Origin of the sequence: Janthinobacterium sp. SUN176, from assembly GCF_030587335.1 — a bacterium.
Lineage (GTDB): Bacteria > Pseudomonadota > Gammaproteobacteria > Burkholderiales > Burkholderiaceae_D > Janthinobacterium > Janthinobacterium kumbetense.
The window spans coordinates 993,026-1,009,614 of record NZ_JAPWIA010000001.1 but is presented as its reverse complement, the minus strand read 5'-3'; the positions used below and the strand labels follow the sequence as shown (position 1 = coordinate 1,009,614).

The window sequence follows — 16,589 nt, the reverse complement described above, 5'->3', positions numbered from 1 at the left end:
TGTTTGGCTATTCTATGTTTTGTTAACTCCCCTTTTACCTTCGTCCCGAGGAATCCATGACGCTCAAAGCGACCCCACTCAATAACGCCCACCGTGCCCTCGGCGCCCGCATGGTCGATTTCGGCGGCTGGGACATGCCCGTCAACTACGGCTCGCAAATCGAAGAACACAACGCCGTGCGCGGCGATGCCGGCATGTTCGACGTGTCCCATATGTGCGTGGTCGATATCGAAGGTCCGAACGTGCGCGCCTTTTTGCGCGGCTTGCTGGCCAACAACGTTGACAAGCTGCAAGTGTCGGGCAAGGCGCTGTACTCGTGCATGCTCAATGCCGAAGGCACCGTCATCGATGACCTGATCGTCTACTTCTTCAACGAAAATTGGTTCCGCCTGGTCGTCAACGCGGGCACGGCTGAAAAAGACGTGGCGTGGATGCAGCAGCAAAACACCAACACCAACAGCGGCCTGACGATCACCGAGCGCCGCAATGCCAACAATCCGATGGCCCTGGTCGCCGTGCAAGGCCCGAACGCGCGCGCCAAGGTGTGGCAAGTGCTGCCGGAAACGCAAGCCGCGTCCGAAGCCATCAAGCCGTTCAATGTCGTCATCGTCAAGGACACGGCCTTCGGCGAAGTCATGCTGGCGCGCACCGGCTACACGGGCGAAGACGGCTTTGAAATCGGCGTGGCCGCGACCCAGGTGGAAGCGCTGTGGAACGCCCTGGCGGCGGCCGGCGTCAAGCCTGCCGGCCTGGGCGCGCGCGACACCCTGCGCCTGGAAGCGGGCATGAATCTGTACGGCCAGGACATGGATGAAACCGTCAACCCGCTCGACGCGGGCCTGGCGTGGACCATCGACCTCGTCAGCGAACGCGATTTCATCGGCAAGGCGGCCCTGCTGGCCAAGGGCCAGAACGCGCAATTCGTGGGCCTGATCCTGCGCGAAAAAGGCGGCGTGCTGCGCGCCCACCAGAAAGTCATCATCGCCGGCAGCGAAGCCACGGGCGAAATCACCAGCGGCACCTTCAGCCCGACGATGCAGGAAGCGATCGCGCTGGCGCGCGTGCCGAACGGCGTCGCCGTGGGCGACACCGTGCACGTGGAAATCCGCGGCAAGCAGCTGGCCGCTTCCGTCGTCAAGCTGCCTTTCGTGCGTAACGGTAAAATCCTGGCTGCGTAAGGTTTTATAGAGCCGCCCGCAAGACCGTACAACCATAATCAATAACGAACACTTACCATCTGGAGCCACACATGAACATTCCTGCAGACCTGAAGTACACCGCTTCCCACGAATGGGTACGCCTTGAAGGCGACGGCACGATCACCGTCGGCATCACCGAGTACGCGCAGGACGCCCTGGGCGACATCGTCTTCGTCGAACTGCCAACCGTGGGCAACACCTACGGCGCCGGCGACGACGCCGCCGTGGTGGAATCGGTCAAGGCAGCGAGCGACATCTACGCGCCGATCGCCGGCGAAGTCGTGGCCGTCAACGACGACGTGGTCAACTCGCCCGAGTCGATCAACGCCGACGCCTACGCCAACTGGCTGTTCAAGATCAAGCCAGCCGACGTGTCGGCCCTGGACGGCTTGCTCGACGCTGCCGCCTATGGCGCCACCACCGGCGCGTAATCGCGTTTGACTCACGGGCCGCAATCGCGGCCCGTTTGCATTTTTTCTGCGCTGCGCCCGCGCGCCGCATCCCGGTTTTTCAGTCTTTTTTGGCCTCTATATCATGACCCGCACCAGCCTGACCCAACTCGAAGCACGCGATGCCTTCATCGCCCGCCACATCGGCCCTTCCCACACCGAACAAGCAGCCATGCTGGCGACCCTCGGCTATCCATCGCGCGCCGCGCTGATCGATGCCCTGGTACCGGCCAACATCCGCAACAAGGGCGCCCTGCCCCTGGGCGCCTATTCGCAGCCGATGCCGGAACAGGAAGCCCTGTCGCGCCTGAAAGCCATCGCCGGCAAGAACCAGGTACTCAAATCCCTGATCGGCCAAGGCTACTACAACACGTTCACGCCCGGTGTCGTTTTGCGCAACATCTTTGAAAATCCGGCCTGGTATACGGCGTACACGCCTTACCAGCCTGAGATTTCGCAAGGCCGCCTGGAAGCGATCCTGAATTTCCAGCAAGTGATCACGGACCTCACCGGCATGGGCATCTCGAACGCCTCGATGCTGGACGAAGGCACGGCCGCCGCCGAAGCGATGACCCTGATCCAGCGCGTGGGCAAGTCGAAGTCGAACGTGCTGTATGTCGCCAATGACGTGCTGCCGCAAACCCTGGAAGTGGTGCAGACGCGCGCCCAGCCGATCGGCATCGAAGTGCGCACGTTCGATCCGGCTGAAATCGAATCGCTGGACGCCTGCTTCGGCGTGCTGCTGCAATACCCTGGCGTGAACGGCGTCGTGCGCGACTACCGCGCCGGCGTGGAAAAACTGCACGCGAACGGCGCCATGGTCATCGTCGCGGCCGACCTGCTGGCCCTGACCATGCTCACGCCTCCGGGCGAATGGGGCGCCGACGTCGTCGTCGGCAACAGCCAGCGCTTCGGCGTGCCGCTCGGCTTCGGCGGCCCGCACGCGGGCTATCTGTCCACGCGCGATGAATTCAAGCGCAATATGTCGGGCCGCCTGGTGGGCGTGACCGTCGATGCGCAAGGCAACAAGGCGTACCGCCTGGCCCTGCAAACGCGCGAACAGCATATCCGCCGCGAAAAAGCGACCTCCAACATCTGCACGGCGCAAGTGCTGCTGGCCGTGATGGCCTCGATGTACGCCGTCTACCACGGCCCGGCCGGCCTGCTGCAGATCGCCCGCCGCGTGCACCGCTTTACGGGCGTGCTGGCGGCCAACCTGAAGACCCTGGGCTATGGCGTCGTCAATGCGAGCTACTTCGACACCCTGACCATCAACGTCGCCGATGCGGCGCAGCTGCACGCGACGGCCATGCACCACGGCGTCAACCTGCGCAAGATCGACAATACCCACGTGGGCGTGTCGCTCGATGAAACCACCACGCGCGACGATATCGCGCTGCTGTGGAAAGTGTTCGCGCACGGCCTGGCCAACGCGCCTGCCGCCCCGGACCTGGACAGCGTGGAAGCAAATGTGACCAGCGCGCTGCCGGCGCAACTGGCGCGCGAGAGTGCCTACCTGACCCACCCCGTCTTCAACAGCTACCATTCGGAACACGAGATGCTGCGCTACCTGCGCAGCCTGGCCGACAAGGACCTGGCGCTGGACCGCACCATGATCCCGCTCGGTTCGTGCACCATGAAACTGAACGCGACGAGCGAAATGATCCCCGTCACCTGGCCGGAATTTTCGAACATCCACCCGTTCGCGCCGGATGCGCAAACGGTCGGCTACCGCGAGATGATTTCGCAGCTGGAAGAGATGCTGTGCGCCTTGACGGGCTACGCGGCCGTGTCGCTGCAGCCGAACGCCGGCTCGCAGGGCGAATACGCGGGTCTGCTGGTGATCAAGGCCTACCATGAATCGCGCGGCGAAGGCCATCGCAACATCTGCCTGATCCCGTCGTCGGCGCATGGCACCAACCCCGCCTCGGCCAACATGGTCGGCATGCAGGTGGTCGTCACCAGCTGCGACGCCAACGGCAACGTGGACCTGGCCGACCTGAAGGCGAAGGCGGAAAAGCACAGCGCCAACCTGGCTTGCGTGATGGTCACCTACCCGTCCACCCACGGCGTGTTTGAAGAAGGCATCCAGGAACTGTGCGAAATCATCCATGCGCACGGCGGCCAGGTCTACATCGACGGCGCCAACATGAACGCGCTGGTCGGCGTGGCTGCTCCCGGCTCGTTTGGCGGCGACGTGTCGCACCTGAACCTGCATAAAACCTTCTGCATCCCGCACGGCGGCGGCGGACCAGGCGTCGGCCCGATCGGCGTGGGCGCCCACCTGGCGAAATTCCTGCCGAACCAGCGTTCCTCGGGCTACCAGCGCGATGCTGCCGGCATCGGCGCCGTCAGCGCCGCGCCATTCGGCTCGGCCAGCATCCTGCCGATTTCGTGGATGTACATCGCCATGATGGGCGCGGAAGGCTTGACGGCCGCCACCGAGACGGCGATCCTGGCGGCGAACTACATCGCGCGCCGCCTGGCGCCGCACTACCCCGTGCTGTACTCGGGCCACGACGGTCTGGTCGCGCACGAGTGCATCCTGGACCTGCGCCCGATCACGGACGCCACCGGCATCAGCAACGAAGACGTGGCCAAGCGTTTGATGGACTTCGGCTTCCATGCGCCGACCATGAGCTTCCCCGTGCCGGGCACCCTGATGATCGAGCCGACGGAAAGCGAATCGAAAGTGGAGATCGACCGCTTCATCGACGCCATGATCGCCATCCGCGCGGAAATCGCCAAGGTCGCCAGCGGTGAATTCGACCACGACGACAACCCGCTGAAAAATGCGCCGCACACGGCACAGGTATTGATGTCGGACAACTGGGAACGCAAGTACAGCCGCGAAATCGCCGCCTACCCCGTCGCTTCCCTGCGCCAGCGCAAATACTGGCCGCCGGTCGGCCGCGCCGACAACGTGTACGGCGACCGCAACCTGTTCTGCGGTTGCGCACCCATCAGCTCCTACGAAGAGGAATAACGCCAGACCAAACCTACTGCGCGTCGCGCTTTGCGGCCGGCGATGCTCACCGTACTGAAGTACGGTTGCGCTTCTCGACCACAAATCGCTGACGCTCGCTACGGTTTTGTCAGGCGTCGATACTCAGTAATCAGGAATTAAAATCCCGGCGAAAACCGGGAACATTAAACCAGAACGGCAGGCCGCAAGGTCTGCCGTTTTTTTTATGCGCCGCGTTACAGCGCCAGCAAGGCCGCGCCCGGCAATCCCAGGGCGGTGCCCAGCATCGTCAGCAGCACGACATCGCGCCGCTCGCAGCGGGCGCGGTGCGAACTCCAGGCGGCGAACAGCAAGGCCACGGCCACGCCGCTGAGCGAAATACCCACTTCCGTCATGTCCGCTCTCCCCGCAGATGCGGCGCAGCCGCCATTGTTACGTTCATCATCGTCGTCATCCTTTGCCTTTATTGAGTTAACTACCTATCGGTAGGTAGTCAGTGTACAATAAAAAAGACGGCAGTGTCCATGCCGTGTTTTTTGACGATACAAAGGAAGCGCAATGCAGCAGCAAACCCCTCTCCCCGCCGCCAGTCTCGGGCTGGCGGCTTCTCTGGCCCTGGTGGCCGTGCTCGGCCCGGCCGGCATCGACATGTATCTGGCTTCGATGCCCGCCATGGCGCGCGAGCTGCACACCTCATATGCGAACGTGCAGCTGAGCCTGACGGTTTTCCTGCTCGCCCTGGGCGGCGGGCAATTGCTGTGCGGGCCGCTCACCGACATGCTGGGCCGGCGCCGTCCGCTGCTGGCCGGCATCGCCGTGTACATTCTTGCCGCCGTGTGGGCGTCGCAGGCGGATCAATTGAGCACCCTGCTGCTGGCGCGCTTGCTGCAAGGCATGGGCGCCGCGCTGACCCTGGTCGTGGTGATGAGCATGGTGCGCGACGTGGCCGATGGCGTCAAAGCGGCGCAGCTGTTTGCCCTCTTGATGACCATCGTCGGCCTGGCGCCCGTGCTGGCGCCCGCCGTGGGCGGCTTGCTCGACGCCCACTACGGCTGGCGCGCCGTGATGCTGGCCCTGGCCGCGCTGGGTGTCTTGACCTTGCTCAATAGCGCGCTGTTCCTGCCCGAAACCCTGCCAGCGGCCCGGCGCGTCGCGCCGCGCGGCATGCACCGCACGTATGCGCGCATCGCGCTGGACCGCGCCTTCCTGCTGCCCGCGCTGGCCCTGTCGGCCACTTTCTTTTTCCTGTTTGCCTATATCGGCGGCGCATCGCTCGTGTACCAGCGCGATTTCGGCCTGTCCGCCGGTAGCTTCGGCCTCGTGTTCGGCGCCACGGGCGTGGCCGTGCTGCTCGGTGCCATGGCCAGCGGCCGCCTGGTGGAAAAGCACGGCGTGGCGCGCCTTTGCGTGGCGGGCAGCGTGGCCATGCTGGGCGGCGCGGGGCTGGCCCTGCTCGGCGCCTGGGCGGGCGCGGGCATCGCCGCTGTCGTGCCGGGCATGTTCGTGGCCCTGTTTGGCCTGGGCATCGCGGAAGCGGCGCTGATGGCCATGGCCATGGGGTCGCAGCAGCGCGCGCTCGGTTCCACGGCCGCCCTGCTGGGCGCCATCCAGATGACCTTGTCGTCGCTGGCCACGCCGCTGGCGGCCAGCCTGTCCGAATGGGGGCCGCTGCCGTGGCTGCTGTTCTTGACCGTGGCCGGCCTGCTGGTATCATGGCTGACCCTGGCCACTGCGCGCGTCCATCCGGTCCATGCCAGCAGCCTGGGAGCGCACTGACGCCTCACCCCATATCACCCCCATGATGAAAAAACGCTCGGCCTCGGCCGATAATATCTGCGCCGTCGCCGTCGTCCACTTTTCGGAACACGGCTACGACGCTTCGTCCCTCAGCGACATCGCCGCGCAGGCGGGCATGCGCAAGGCTTCGCTGTATTCGCACTTCGCCGGCAAGGACGCCCTCTTCCTCGACGTGTTTGCCGACGCCCTGGCCGAAGAGCAAGCCTTCATGGACAGCTGCTTCGCCGACGAAGCGGCGCTGGCGGCGCCCGGCGGCCGGCAAGCCGGCGCCCTGTACTGCGACCGCATGGCGCAGCGCTATGCGGACTCGGCCCATTTGCGCTTTCTGCTGCGCACGGCGTATTTGCCGCCCGCGCCCCTGCGCGTGGAAGTGGGCACGGGCTACGAAGCCTTGCTGGCGCAGCTGCAGCGGTATTACGTGCAGAGCCTGGCCAGTCTCGCGCCCACGTTATCGCCGCAGCGCATCGACCTGTATGCGCAAGCCTACCTGGGCATCGTCGACAGCCTGCACGTGGAACTGATCTACGCGGGCGGCGCCGCGCTGCAGCAGCGCCACGCGGCGCTGTGGCAGATATTGTCCGATTCGCTGGCGATGGCCACGCAACATGGCTGAGCATGCGGCCTGCCACAGTCACATTACACTTTGGAAACCTAAGATTTCTTCAGTTGACACTCTTGCAGCATGTGCATAAGATGCCCCCATTATTCATTTACGGAGTCCCACGTGGGTACTTGTTCTAGTGACAGTAGCCGATCTTGTATCGGCGATTGCCTCGGCAACTAAACAGCAAGCAACGCGGAATTCCGTTTCCTCCGTGCCTTGCTGAGCAAGGTGCGGTGTCTCGCGCGGCCAGTACGGCCGCACGCCTCTCCCCCCTCTTTCCGATCGCGACCGGCTACTGACCCGGATTGCCCGCCAGCACTATCGTGCTTTGGCGGCACGCAAGTCTTGCCTGCGGCTGCGCCGCCCGTCAACACCTCGTCGTGAAAGGAAGAGCAATGAATCTCTTCACCCGCTTATTCGAATCGTTCCTGCGCAAGCGCCATACGGCAGGCAACTTCCGCCGCCGCGCCATGCCGCTGGAAAACAGCACGGCCCGCCCCGTGCCCGACCACCTGGCGCGCCAGTTGCTGGCTGCCGCCCATGAAGACCTCGATAGCGCCTTGAACCGCCTGCACACGCGCCTGGAAGGCTTGCGCGATGCCGAAGCGCAAGTGATCGGTGCGCAAACGGGTCCGAACGAGGTCGAGCATGAAAAGCCGCTGGCCTGGTACCAGCACCTGTGGCTGTGCTACAAGAATCCGTTCAACCTGCTGCTCACCGTGCTGGCCATCGTTTCCTACCTGACGGAAGACCCGAAGGCAACCATCGTCATCGGCACCATGGTGATCTTGTCGACCCTGCTGCGTTTCGTGCAGGAAGGCCGCTCGAACCGGGCCGCCGAGCGCCTGAAAGCCATGGTCAGCAATACCGCCACCGTGCTGCGCAATGGCCAGCAAGTCGAGCTGCCGATCCGCCAGCTGGTGCAGGGCGACCTCATCGTGCTGTCGGCAGGCGACATGATCCCCGCCGATTGCCGCCTGCTGTCCGCGAAAGACCTGTTCGTCAGCCAGGCTGCCATGACGGGCGAATCCTTGCCGGTGGAAAAGATGGCCGAGCTGGCCGACGCCCATGGCAAAGATCCCATGGAACTGGCCAATCTGCTGTTCATGGGTACGAACGTGATCTCGGGCGCCGCCACGGCGCTGGTATTGGCTACGGGCAACCGCACCTATTTCGGCACCATCGCCACGCGCGTGACGGCCACCGAACGCACGCCCACGGCGTTCGAAGCGGGCGTGAACAGCGTCAGCTGGCTCTTGATCCGCTTCGCCCTCGTGATGGCGCCGCTCGTCTTCCTGATCAACGGCTGGACCAAGGGCGACTGGATGGAAGCGTTCCTGTTCGCCCTGTCCGTGGCCGTCGGCCTGACGCCGGAAATGCTGCCCATGATCGTCACCAGCACCCTGGCCAAGGGCGCCGTGAAACTGTCGAAAAAGAAAGTCGTCGTCAAGCGCCTGGACGCCATCCAGAACTTCGGCGCCATGGACGTGTTGTGCACGGACAAGACGGGTACCTTGACGCAGGACAAGATCGTGCTCGAGCGCCATACCGACGTGTTCGGCCAGCAATCCGATGAAGTGCTGCAATTCGCCTATTTGAACAGCCACTACCAGACGGGCCTCAAAAACCTGCTGGACCGCGCCGTGCTCGACCACGTGGAATTGCAGACGGAAATGCAGCTGGCGCGCGACTATGTCAAAGTCGATGAAATCCCCTTCGATTTCGTGCGCCGCCGCATGTCCGTCGTCGTTTCCGAAAAGAATGATCACCATGAACTGATCTGCAAGGGCGCCGTCGAGGAAATCCTCGCCGCCTGCAGCCACCTGCGCCTGGGCGGCGTGAATATCCCCCTCGATGCGGCCCTGCTGGCCAAGGTGCTGGAAACCACGCATGGCCTGAATGCGGAAGGTTTGCGCGTGGTGGCCGTGGCCGTCAAGGAAGTGCCGCCCCATAAAACCGTGTACGGCGTGGCCGATGAAACGGCGCTCACGCTGATCGGTTATGTCGCTTTCCTCGATCCGCCGAAGGAATCGACGGCGCCCGCCCTGCGCGCGCTGGCGGAACACGGCGTCACCGTGAAAGTATTGACGGGCGACAACCACCTCGTGACGGCGAAGATTTGCCGCGAAGTGGGCCTGGCCGTGCATGGCGTGCTGCAAGGTCCGCAACTGGACGACATGGATGACGCCACCCTGGCCAGGGCAGCCGAAGAGAATACCGTGTTTGCCAAGCTCAGCCCGCTGCACAAGGAGCGCCTCGTGCGCGCCCTGCGCGGCAATGGCCACATCGTCGGCTTCATGGGCGACGGCATCAACGACGCGCCCGCCCTGCGCGCGGCCGACATCGGCATTTCCGTCGATTCCGCCGTCGATATCGCCAAGGAAGCGGCCGATATCATCCTGCTGGAAAAGAGCCTGATGGTGCTGGAAGAAGGCGTGCTGGAAGGCCGCCGCACCTTCAGCAACATGCTGAAATATATCCGCATGACGGCCAGCTCGAACTTCGGCAATGTGTTTTCCGTGCTGGTGGCCAGCGCCTTCCTGCCGTTCCTGCCCATGCTGCCGCTGCACTTGCTGGTGCAAAACCTGCTGTATGACGTGTCGCAGATCGCCATTCCCTTCGACAATGTCGACGCCGAGCTGATCCAGCAGCCGCTGAGCTGGAACCCGCGCGACATCGGCCGCTTCATGGTGTTTTTCGGCCCCATCAGCTCGATCTTCGACATCAGCACGTTTATCCTGATGTGGCATGTGTTTGGCGCGAATACCCCGGAACAGCAAACCCTGTTCCAGTCCGGCTGGTTCGTCGTGGGGCTGTTGACGCAAACCCTGATCGTGCACCTGATCCGCACGCCCAAGCTGCCCTTCATCGACAGTATCGCTTCCGTGCCCCTGCTGGTGGCCACGACCCTGATCATGGCCGTGGGCGTATTCCTGCCGATGGGACCGCTGGCGACCTACTTCAAGCTGCAAGCCTTGCCATTGGGCTACTTCCCCTGGCTGCTGGGCATCCTCATCTGCTACACCCTGCTGACGACGTTCATGAAACGCGTGTACCTGCGCAAATTCGGCTGGCAATAGTATGATGGGCCGCTCTTACCCCTACACAAGGCACGCATGAGCGGCTCCCCCTCACCTTCATCCCTATCCAAACGCACGCAGGCCCTGCTGCTGTCGGGCCTCGTGTTTCCCGGCAGCGGGCATTTCTTATTAAAACGCAAGGCGCGCGGCTGCCTGTTCCTCGTGCCCGCCCTCGTCGCGCTGGTGCTCGTATTACGCCAGATCATGGCACGATTGGATCAAGTTATGGCACAGATCGACAGCGGCGCCCTGCCCCTCGACGTGCAGCTGATCGTGGAAAAAGTCGATGCGCTGTCGGCCCATGACGGCCCCGCCATGACGGTGGCCGTGGGTGTGCTGGTGGCGTGCTGGATCGGCAGCCTCGTCGATACCATGCTATTGAAGCCGTAAGATCGCTGGCGTCAGACGGCATCGCCCTTGACGCGGCGCGGCTTCGGTCCGCGCACGGCGGCGATGCGCGCTTCGCTGCGCACCTGCACGCGGCCGCTGAACCAGCCCTGCAAATCCTCGCCAAAGCCGGCCGGCGCCGCACTGCCCACGCCTTGGGCCAGGTCGGCCAGGGTCGTCCTGGCCAGCTCGGCGCGCATACTTTTCTCGGCGCGCAGCATCAAGGCATGGATGCCGCACACGCCGCTGGTCATCCAGCCGGGCGGCTCGCCTTCGTACAGGGTGCAGCGGCTGCGGATCTGCTGGCAATCGAACAGCGGTTTCGGCCCCTCGATGGCGTCCACCACGTCGAGTACGCTGATCTCGGCAGCCGGACGCGCCAGCTGGTAGCCGCCGCGTATGCCTTCCGACGCCGTCACGATGCCCGCCTTTTCCAGCTTGGGGAAGATTTTTGCCAGGAAAGAGACGGAAATGCCCTGCAATTCCGCCAGGTCGCGGCTGCTGGCAGGCTCGGCAAGCGGCTGCGCCAGATACAGCAGGCAATGCAAGCCATACTCGGTGCCGCTTCCATAATGTGCCATGATGCCATTCCTCCGTTGCAAAACGGGGACTGTAGCACTCCCCGTTTGCAGCCGCAAGACTACAGCGCCAGCTCGAACGCGGGATCGGCGGCCGCCAGCGCCGCCGCGCTGTCGGCGGGCGGATAAATCACGCGGCCATTGATGGCCACCTTCAATGCCTTGCCTTCGCTGCCCGTCATCCACACCTTGCGCTCCCAGCCCTGCGTGACGACCGCGCCCCACGCCCCCAGGTCCAGGCACGTCACATAATACGGCTGGCGGTAGGGCCGCGTGGCCAGGCCCAGCAGGTCGGCCACGGCATTATCGCCCGAGGAACGTCCAAGGAACATGGCGTGCTGGCAACTCATCAGCGTGTGATTGCCAGCGTCGTCCGTGGCCGCGACGGCCGCGTCGCCCGTGGCAAAGACCTTGCCCGCGCCAGGCACGCGCAAGTCGTTCGCCACCCGCAGGCGGCCCGCCGCATCCTTGTCGCCGGGAATCTGCGCCGTCAGCGCGCTGGCCCGCACGCCCGCCGTCCACACCACGGTGGCCGCCTCGATGCGCTCGCCATCGGCCGTCGTCAAGCCGTCCCCGTCGATGGCGGCGACGGCCGAACCGAGCCGGCATTCCACGCCCAGCTCCGCCAGCGCCTGCTCGATCACGGGACGCGGTCCCGGTCCCAGGTCGGGGCCGATGTCGGGCGCCCGCTCGACGATGATCACCTTGATATCGGCATCTTCGCCCAGGATGGCGCGCAAGCGGGCCGGCAGTTCGGCCGCCAGCTCGATGCCCGTGAAACCGCCACCGGCCACGATGACCGTATTGCGCGCGGCCGATGCGGGCCGGGCAGCCAGACCATGCAGGTGCGCATCGAGCGCCACCGCGTCGTCGCGCTGGTCGGTGCTGAAGGCAAATTCTTGCAAACCCGGAATATCCGGACGGAACAAGCTGCTGCCCGCCGCCAGCACCAGGCGGTCATAGGCCAGGGTCGAACGGCTGCCGTCGGCGGCCACGATATCGACCTCGTCGCTGGCGCTGCGGATGGCCTCGACCTTGCCCGCGATGAAGCGCACGCCCGTGTCGTCGAACAGTTGCTGCAACGGCGCCACCATGCCGGCAGGCGCCGGCTCGTACAGGCGCGGGCGCATCGTCAGCACGGCTTCCGGCGCCACCAGCGCCACTTCGATGTCGCCTGCCGCAACGTTTTCCAGCCGCAGGCGGCGCACGGCAGCCAGGGCGCTCCACAAGCCGGCAAAGCCGGCACCAATGATCAATACGCGCTGTGTCATGTTTTTTCTCCTTGATTTGATAACGCAGACTATATCACTCCGTGTTATGCGGCGCAAGCGGACATGCCGAAAAAGGCGCAGCCTGTCTTGCGGTCCGCGCCGCACTCGCGTAGATTCGCGGCACAACGAACAGGGAAAGTCCCATGCAAGAGGAATTGGAAACATTGCTGGCAGCAGCGTTCAAGAGCGAGCGGATACAGGCGCGCCGGCTGGCGGCGCTGGAAGGCATCGCCGGCGACGCGGCGCTGCAGCGCATACTGGAACAGGCGGCCGGCACGCAGGGCCTTGCCGCCCTGCTGGCGGCGCGGACGCAGGCGCGCGCGGCCGACGCGCAGCGCAAGGCGCAAAAGATCAGCGACCGCCAGCAGGCGCAAGCGGCCAAGCGCCTGCCGGCTGGCCCCGCTTCGGCGTGGCGCGGCTGGTTCGACGGCTCCGCCCACCCGAATCCGGGCAAGCTGGGCATCGGCGCCCTGCTGCTGGGGCCGAACGGCGAACGTATCGAAGTGAGCGAGGCGGCCGGTTATGGCAGCAGCAGCGACGCGGAATATGCGGCCCTGACGGCCGTGCTGCAGGCGGCACTCGGCGTGCGCCCGCCGCCCGCGCAACTGCTGCTGTACGGCGACAGCCAGGTGGTGATCAACGATGTATTGGGAACGGCGGCGGCTGGCGCCAAGGGACTGGAAATACACAGGGCCACCGTAGTGGCCCTGCTGGAACAATTACACGATGTAACGCTGCGCTGGCTGCCGCGCCACCGCAATGGCGAGGCGGACCGGCTGTCGCAGCTGGCGATCGCCGGCTGGGTGGAGGAAGACCCTCCACCCCTTGCCGTTTAGGCGGCGCGGCCGATCTGCAATGCCTCTTGCGGCGCCTTGGCCGCCGGGCGCTTGCCGCCGCCCACGGCCTTCAAGCCGCCGGCGCCGGCCTGCTGGCCATTCAATTTGAACACGCTGACCACTTGCGCCAGGTTGTGCGCCTGGTGCTGCATCGATTCGGCGGCAGCCGCCGACTCTTCCACCAGGGCCGCATTTTGTTGCGTCACGGCATCCATCTGGCCGATGGCGCGGTTGATTTCATCGATACCCACGCTTTGCTCGCTGCTGGCCGCCGTGATTTCCGTGATGATGTCGCTCACGCGCTGCACGCTGTCGACGATATCGTTCATGGTCGAACCGGCTTGCGCCACCAGCATGCTGCCCGCGTTGACTTGCTCCACGGAAGCGCCGATCAGGGTCTTGATCTCTTTCGCCGCCGACGCCGAGCGCTGGGCCAGGTTGCGCACTTCGGACGCCACGACGGCAAAACCGCGGCCCTGCTCGCCTGCGCGCGCCGCTTCCACGGCCGCGTTCAGGGCCAAAATGTTCGTCTGGAAGGCGATGCCATCGATCACGCTAATGATATCGACGATCTTGTTCGAGGAAGCGTTGATCGATTCCATCGTGCCCACCACTTGCGCCACCACTGCGCCGCCCTTGACGGCCACTTGCGCCGCCGAGGCCGCCAACTGGTTCGCCTGGCGCGCATTGTCCGCATTCTGTTTCACGGTGGAAGTCAGCTCTTCCATCGACGACGCCGTTTCTTCCAGGGAACCGGCCTGCTCTTCCGTGCGGGAAGACAGGTCCTGGTTACCGGCGGCAATTTCCGTCGATGACGTCGCGATGCTGTCCGTACCTGCGCGCACTTCGCTGACGATGTTGAGCAAGCTTGTGTTCATGTCCTTCAAGGCCAGCAAAAGTTGCCCAGTTTCATCTTTGGCGCTGGCGTCGATCTGCGCCGTCAAGTCGCCATCGGCCACCTTGCGGGCGATGTCCACGGCCGTGCGCAGGGGGCGCACGATGCCCGTCGTCAGCAGCCAGGCGCAGACGACGCCAAAGCCCAGCGCCAGCACGGCCAGGGTCAGCAGCAAGTTGCGGCTCGTCTTGGCGACCTCGTCGATCTCGCGCGCCGTCGTGTCGATGCTGGCGCGCTGGTGCTGCAGCATGTCGTTGACCACTTTCAGGTATTTCGTCGAACCGGGCACGAAGATGCCCTGGAACGCCTTTTCTGCCTCGGCTTCCTGCCCATCCGCCTTCAGCTTCGACACTTGCGCGCGCGAATCGAGGTAGACCTTGCGCTGTTCGCTCACCAGGCGGAACAGTTCCTTTTCTTCCGGGCTGGAAATCAAGGCTTCGATTTTCTTTTGCAATTCGCCCGACACGACGGACGATTGCTTGGCCTCTTCCGCAAAATACGCGCCCAGTGACGTGTCGCTGCTGCGCGCGATGGCCGTGGTGCGGCGCACGCCGCTATCGATCTTTGCATACCAGTCGGAAATATAGCGTTCCTTCGCCAGCGGCAGCTCCATCATGGTGCGCGTGGCCATGGCCACGTCGTGCAAACGCCACACGCTGATGCCCGTAATGAGCATGGAAAACAGCAAAATCACGGCAAAACCCAGGCCGAGGCGCACACCAATACTGACGTTTCTTAACAAATTCATGTGAATATCCTAAAAAAGCGGAACCAGACTATATAAAAGGGGTTGCGGCTGCCCGGGGCAGCCGCGGCGGCATCAGCGCGTGCCGATGCGCAAAGTGGTTTGCGGCGCTGCCGGGCGTTTCTGCGCGTGTTGCACACCCTTCACGCCGCCGGCGCCGGCCTGCTGGCCATTGAGTTTAAAGACGCTGACGACTTGCGCCAGATTGTGCGCCTGGTGCTGCATCGATTCGGCGGCCGCCGCCGACTCTTCCACCAGGGCCGCGTTTTGTTGCGTCACAGCATCCATCTGGCCGATGGCGCGGTTGATTTCGTCGATGCCCACGCTTTGCTCGCTGCTGGCCGCCGTGATTTCCGTGATGATGTCGCTCACGCGCTGCACGCTGTCGACGATATCGTTCATGGTGGAACCGGCTTGCGCCACCAGCATGCTGCCCGCGTTGACTTGCTCCACGGAAGCACCGATCAGGGTCTTGATCTCTTTCGCCGCCGATGCCGAACGCTGCGCCAGGTTGCGCACTTCGGACGCCACGACGGCAAAACCGCGGCCTTGCTCGCCCGCGCGCGCCGCTTCCACGGCCGCATTCAGCGCCAGGATATTCGTCTGGAAGGCGATGCCGTCGATGACGGAAATAATGTCGACAATCTTGTTCGACGAAGCATTGATCGATTCCATCGTGCCCACCACTTGCGCCACGACTGCGCCGCCCTTGACGGCCACTTGCGCAGCCGAGGCCGCCAACTGGTTCGCCTGGCGCGCATTGTCCGCATTCTGTTTCACGGTGCTGGTCAGCTCTTCCATCGACGAGGCTGTTTCTTCCAGGGAACCGGCCTGCTCTTCCGTGCGGGAAGACAGGTCCTGGTTGCCGGCGGCAATTTGCGTCGACGACGTCGCGATGCTGTCCGTGCCGCTGCGCACTTCGCCCACGATATTGAGCAAGCTCGTGTTCATGTCCTTCAGGGCCAGCAAAAGTTGCCCAGTTTCATCTTTGGCGCTGGCGTCGATCTGCGCCGTCAAGTCGCCATCGGCCACCTTGCGGGCGATTTCCACGGCCGTGCGCAGGGGGCGCACGATGCCCATCGTCAAGACCCAGGCGCACACGACGCCGAAAGCCAGCGCCAGCGCGGCCAGCACCAGCATCAGGTTGCGGCTGGTATTGGCAACGGCGTCGATCTCGCGCGCGGTGGCGTCGATCGTGGCGCGCTGGTGTTCCAGCAAGTCCGACACCATTTTCTGGTATTTGGCAGCAGCCGGCACGAACGTCTTTTCAAACACGTCGTTGGCGGCATCGACCTGCGCTTCGCCCTTCAGCTTGTAGACCTGGTCGCGCGAACCGATGTACACCTTGCGCTGTTCCAGCAAGCCCGCGAACATGGCTTTTTCCTCCGGCTTGTCGATCAGCGCCTCGATTTTCTTTTGCAGCTCGGCCGAACTGGACGACGAGACTTTCGATTCTTCGGCGAAATAGCCGCTCAGCGAGGTATCGCTGCTGCGGGCAATGGCGATGGTGCGGCGCACGGCGCTGTCGATGCGGCCATACCAGTCGGAAATATAGCGTTCCTTCGCCAGCGGCTGCTCCATCATGACGCGCGTGGCGCTGGCCACGTCGTGCAAGCGCCAGACGCTGATGCCCGTAATGAGCATGGAAAACAGCAAAATCACGGCAAAACCGAGTCCCAGGCGGACACCGATGCTGACGTTGCGTAATAAATTCATGTGACTATCCTAAAGAGCCCTGATGCCATGGCTGGCAGTTTCGCGCTGCTGCGGGCTGGCTGCCATG

Annotated in this window: 13 protein-coding genes; 8 read left to right on the top strand and 5 right to left on the bottom strand. The window is 64.1% G+C overall.

What is annotated here, in order from left to right; genetic code table 11:
* Window positions 1-56 precede the first annotated feature (56 nt).
* The 3 genes from gcvT to gcvP all read left to right on the top strand — a co-directional run bounded on the left by gcvT (window position 57) and on the right by gcvP (window position 4,634).
* Window positions 57-1,178 carry a glycine cleavage system aminomethyltransferase GcvT gene (gene gcvT, locus O3299_RS04675; RefSeq protein WP_251349130.1) on the top strand — a complete coding sequence of 374 codons (1,122 nt, stop codon included), beginning with the start codon at window positions 57-59 and terminating at the stop codon, window positions 1,176-1,178.
* A 71-nt stretch (window positions 1,179-1,249) separates the two neighbouring features.
* Window positions 1,250-1,630 (top strand): glycine cleavage system protein GcvH, encoded by a 381-nt coding sequence (gcvH, locus tag O3299_RS04670; RefSeq protein WP_077403327.1) that lies wholly within the window; start codon window positions 1,250-1,252, stop codon window positions 1,628-1,630.
* Between the two features lie 103 nt (window positions 1,631-1,733).
* Complete coding sequence (gcvP, locus tag O3299_RS04665) at window positions 1,734-4,634, top strand: aminomethyl-transferring glycine dehydrogenase (RefSeq protein ID WP_289905344.1); 2,901 nt, start codon at window positions 1,734-1,736, stop codon at window positions 4,632-4,634.
* 215 nt (window positions 4,635-4,849) lie between these two features.
* Here the strand turns inward: gcvP and O3299_RS04660 are convergent, their stop codons facing one another.
* On the bottom strand, window positions 4,850-5,008 hold the full coding sequence (locus tag O3299_RS04660; protein WP_171985004.1) for a hypothetical protein: 159 nt from the start codon (window positions 5,006-5,008) through the stop codon (window positions 4,850-4,852).
* 163 nt (window positions 5,009-5,171) lie between these two features.
* On the opposite strand from O3299_RS04660, the gene O3299_RS04655 reads away from it, so the two are divergent.
* The 4 genes from O3299_RS04655 to O3299_RS04640 all read left to right on the top strand — a co-directional run bounded on the left by O3299_RS04655 (window position 5,172) and on the right by O3299_RS04640 (window position 10,484).
* The gene (locus tag O3299_RS04655; RefSeq protein WP_305061611.1) at window positions 5,172-6,389 is read left to right on the top strand and encodes a Bcr/CflA family efflux MFS transporter; all 1,218 of its coding nucleotides are present in this window, start codon (window positions 5,172-5,174) and stop codon (window positions 6,387-6,389) included.
* Window positions 6,390-6,411: 22 nt separating this feature from the next.
* On the top strand, window positions 6,412-7,023 hold the full coding sequence (locus tag O3299_RS04650; RefSeq protein ID WP_305051651.1) for a TetR/AcrR family transcriptional regulator: 612 nt from the start codon (window positions 6,412-6,414) through the stop codon (window positions 7,021-7,023).
* A gap of 386 nt (window positions 7,024-7,409) precedes the next feature.
* Complete coding sequence (mgtA, locus tag O3299_RS04645; protein ID WP_305061610.1) at window positions 7,410-10,094, top strand: magnesium-translocating P-type ATPase; 2,685 nt, start codon at window positions 7,410-7,412, stop codon at window positions 10,092-10,094.
* A gap of 36 nt (window positions 10,095-10,130) precedes the next feature.
* The gene (locus O3299_RS04640) at window positions 10,131-10,484 is read left to right on the top strand and encodes a DUF6677 family protein (RefSeq protein WP_305051649.1); all 354 of its coding nucleotides are present in this window, start codon (window positions 10,131-10,133) and stop codon (window positions 10,482-10,484) included.
* Between the two features lie 11 nt (window positions 10,485-10,495).
* On the opposite strand, the gene O3299_RS04635 is transcribed toward O3299_RS04640, so the two are convergent.
* Together O3299_RS04635 and O3299_RS04630 are read right to left on the bottom strand one after the other, a co-directional pair.
* Window positions 10,496-11,062 (bottom strand): Rrf2 family transcriptional regulator, encoded by a 567-nt coding sequence (locus O3299_RS04635; protein ID WP_289913835.1) that lies wholly within the window; start codon window positions 11,060-11,062, stop codon window positions 10,496-10,498.
* A gap of 59 nt (window positions 11,063-11,121) precedes the next feature.
* Complete coding sequence (locus O3299_RS04630) at window positions 11,122-12,330, bottom strand: NAD(P)/FAD-dependent oxidoreductase (RefSeq protein ID WP_305061609.1); 1,209 nt, start codon at window positions 12,328-12,330, stop codon at window positions 11,122-11,124.
* 143 nt (window positions 12,331-12,473) lie between these two features.
* Between O3299_RS04630 and O3299_RS04625 the strand changes: the two genes are divergently transcribed.
* Window positions 12,474-13,166, top strand: coding sequence for a ribonuclease HI family protein (locus O3299_RS04625; RefSeq protein WP_305061608.1), 693 nt, complete (start codon window positions 12,474-12,476; stop codon window positions 13,164-13,166).
* Here the strand turns inward: O3299_RS04625 and O3299_RS04620 are convergent.
* The gene (locus O3299_RS04620; RefSeq protein ID WP_305061607.1) at window positions 13,163-14,809 is read right to left on the bottom strand and encodes a methyl-accepting chemotaxis protein; all 1,647 of its coding nucleotides are present in this window, start codon (window positions 14,807-14,809) and stop codon (window positions 13,163-13,165) included. The genes O3299_RS04625 and O3299_RS04620 overlap by 4 nt on opposite strands.
* A 72-nt stretch (window positions 14,810-14,881) precedes the next feature.
* The gene (locus tag O3299_RS04615; protein WP_305061606.1) at window positions 14,882-16,522 is read right to left on the bottom strand and encodes a methyl-accepting chemotaxis protein; all 1,641 of its coding nucleotides are present in this window, start codon (window positions 16,520-16,522) and stop codon (window positions 14,882-14,884) included.
* Window positions 16,523-16,589: the final 67 nt, after the last annotated feature.

Coding starts and splice junctions, on each gene's coding strand:
- gcvP (WP_289905344.1), top strand. CDS start 1,734: ATGACCCGCACCAGCCTGACCCAACTCGAAGCACGCGATGCCTTCATC.
- gcvT (WP_251349130.1), top strand. CDS start 57: ATGACGCTCAAAGCGACCCCACTCAATAACGCCCACCGTGCCCTCGGC.
- O3299_RS04615 (WP_305061606.1), bottom strand. CDS start 16,522: ATGAATTTATTACGCAACGTCAGCATCGGTGTCCGCCTGGGACTCGGT.
- gcvH (WP_077403327.1), top strand. CDS start 1,250: ATGAACATTCCTGCAGACCTGAAGTACACCGCTTCCCACGAATGGGTA.
- O3299_RS04620 (WP_305061607.1), bottom strand. CDS start 14,809: ATGAATTTGTTAAGAAACGTCAGTATTGGTGTGCGCCTCGGCCTGGGT.
- O3299_RS04660 (WP_171985004.1), bottom strand. CDS start 5,008: ATGACGGAAGTGGGTATTTCGCTCAGCGGCGTGGCCGTGGCCTTGCTG.
- O3299_RS04635 (WP_289913835.1), bottom strand. CDS start 11,062: ATGGCACATTATGGAAGCGGCACCGAGTATGGCTTGCATTGCCTGCTG.
- O3299_RS04640 (WP_305051649.1), top strand. CDS start 10,131: ATGAGCGGCTCCCCCTCACCTTCATCCCTATCCAAACGCACGCAGGCC.
- O3299_RS04650 (WP_305051651.1), top strand. CDS start 6,412: ATGATGAAAAAACGCTCGGCCTCGGCCGATAATATCTGCGCCGTCGCC.
- O3299_RS04625 (WP_305061608.1), top strand. CDS start 12,474: ATGCAAGAGGAATTGGAAACATTGCTGGCAGCAGCGTTCAAGAGCGAG.
- mgtA (WP_305061610.1), top strand. CDS start 7,410: ATGAATCTCTTCACCCGCTTATTCGAATCGTTCCTGCGCAAGCGCCAT.
- O3299_RS04630 (WP_305061609.1), bottom strand. CDS start 12,330: ATGACACAGCGCGTATTGATCATTGGTGCCGGCTTTGCCGGCTTGTGG.
- O3299_RS04655 (WP_305061611.1), top strand. CDS start 5,172: ATGCAGCAGCAAACCCCTCTCCCCGCCGCCAGTCTCGGGCTGGCGGCT.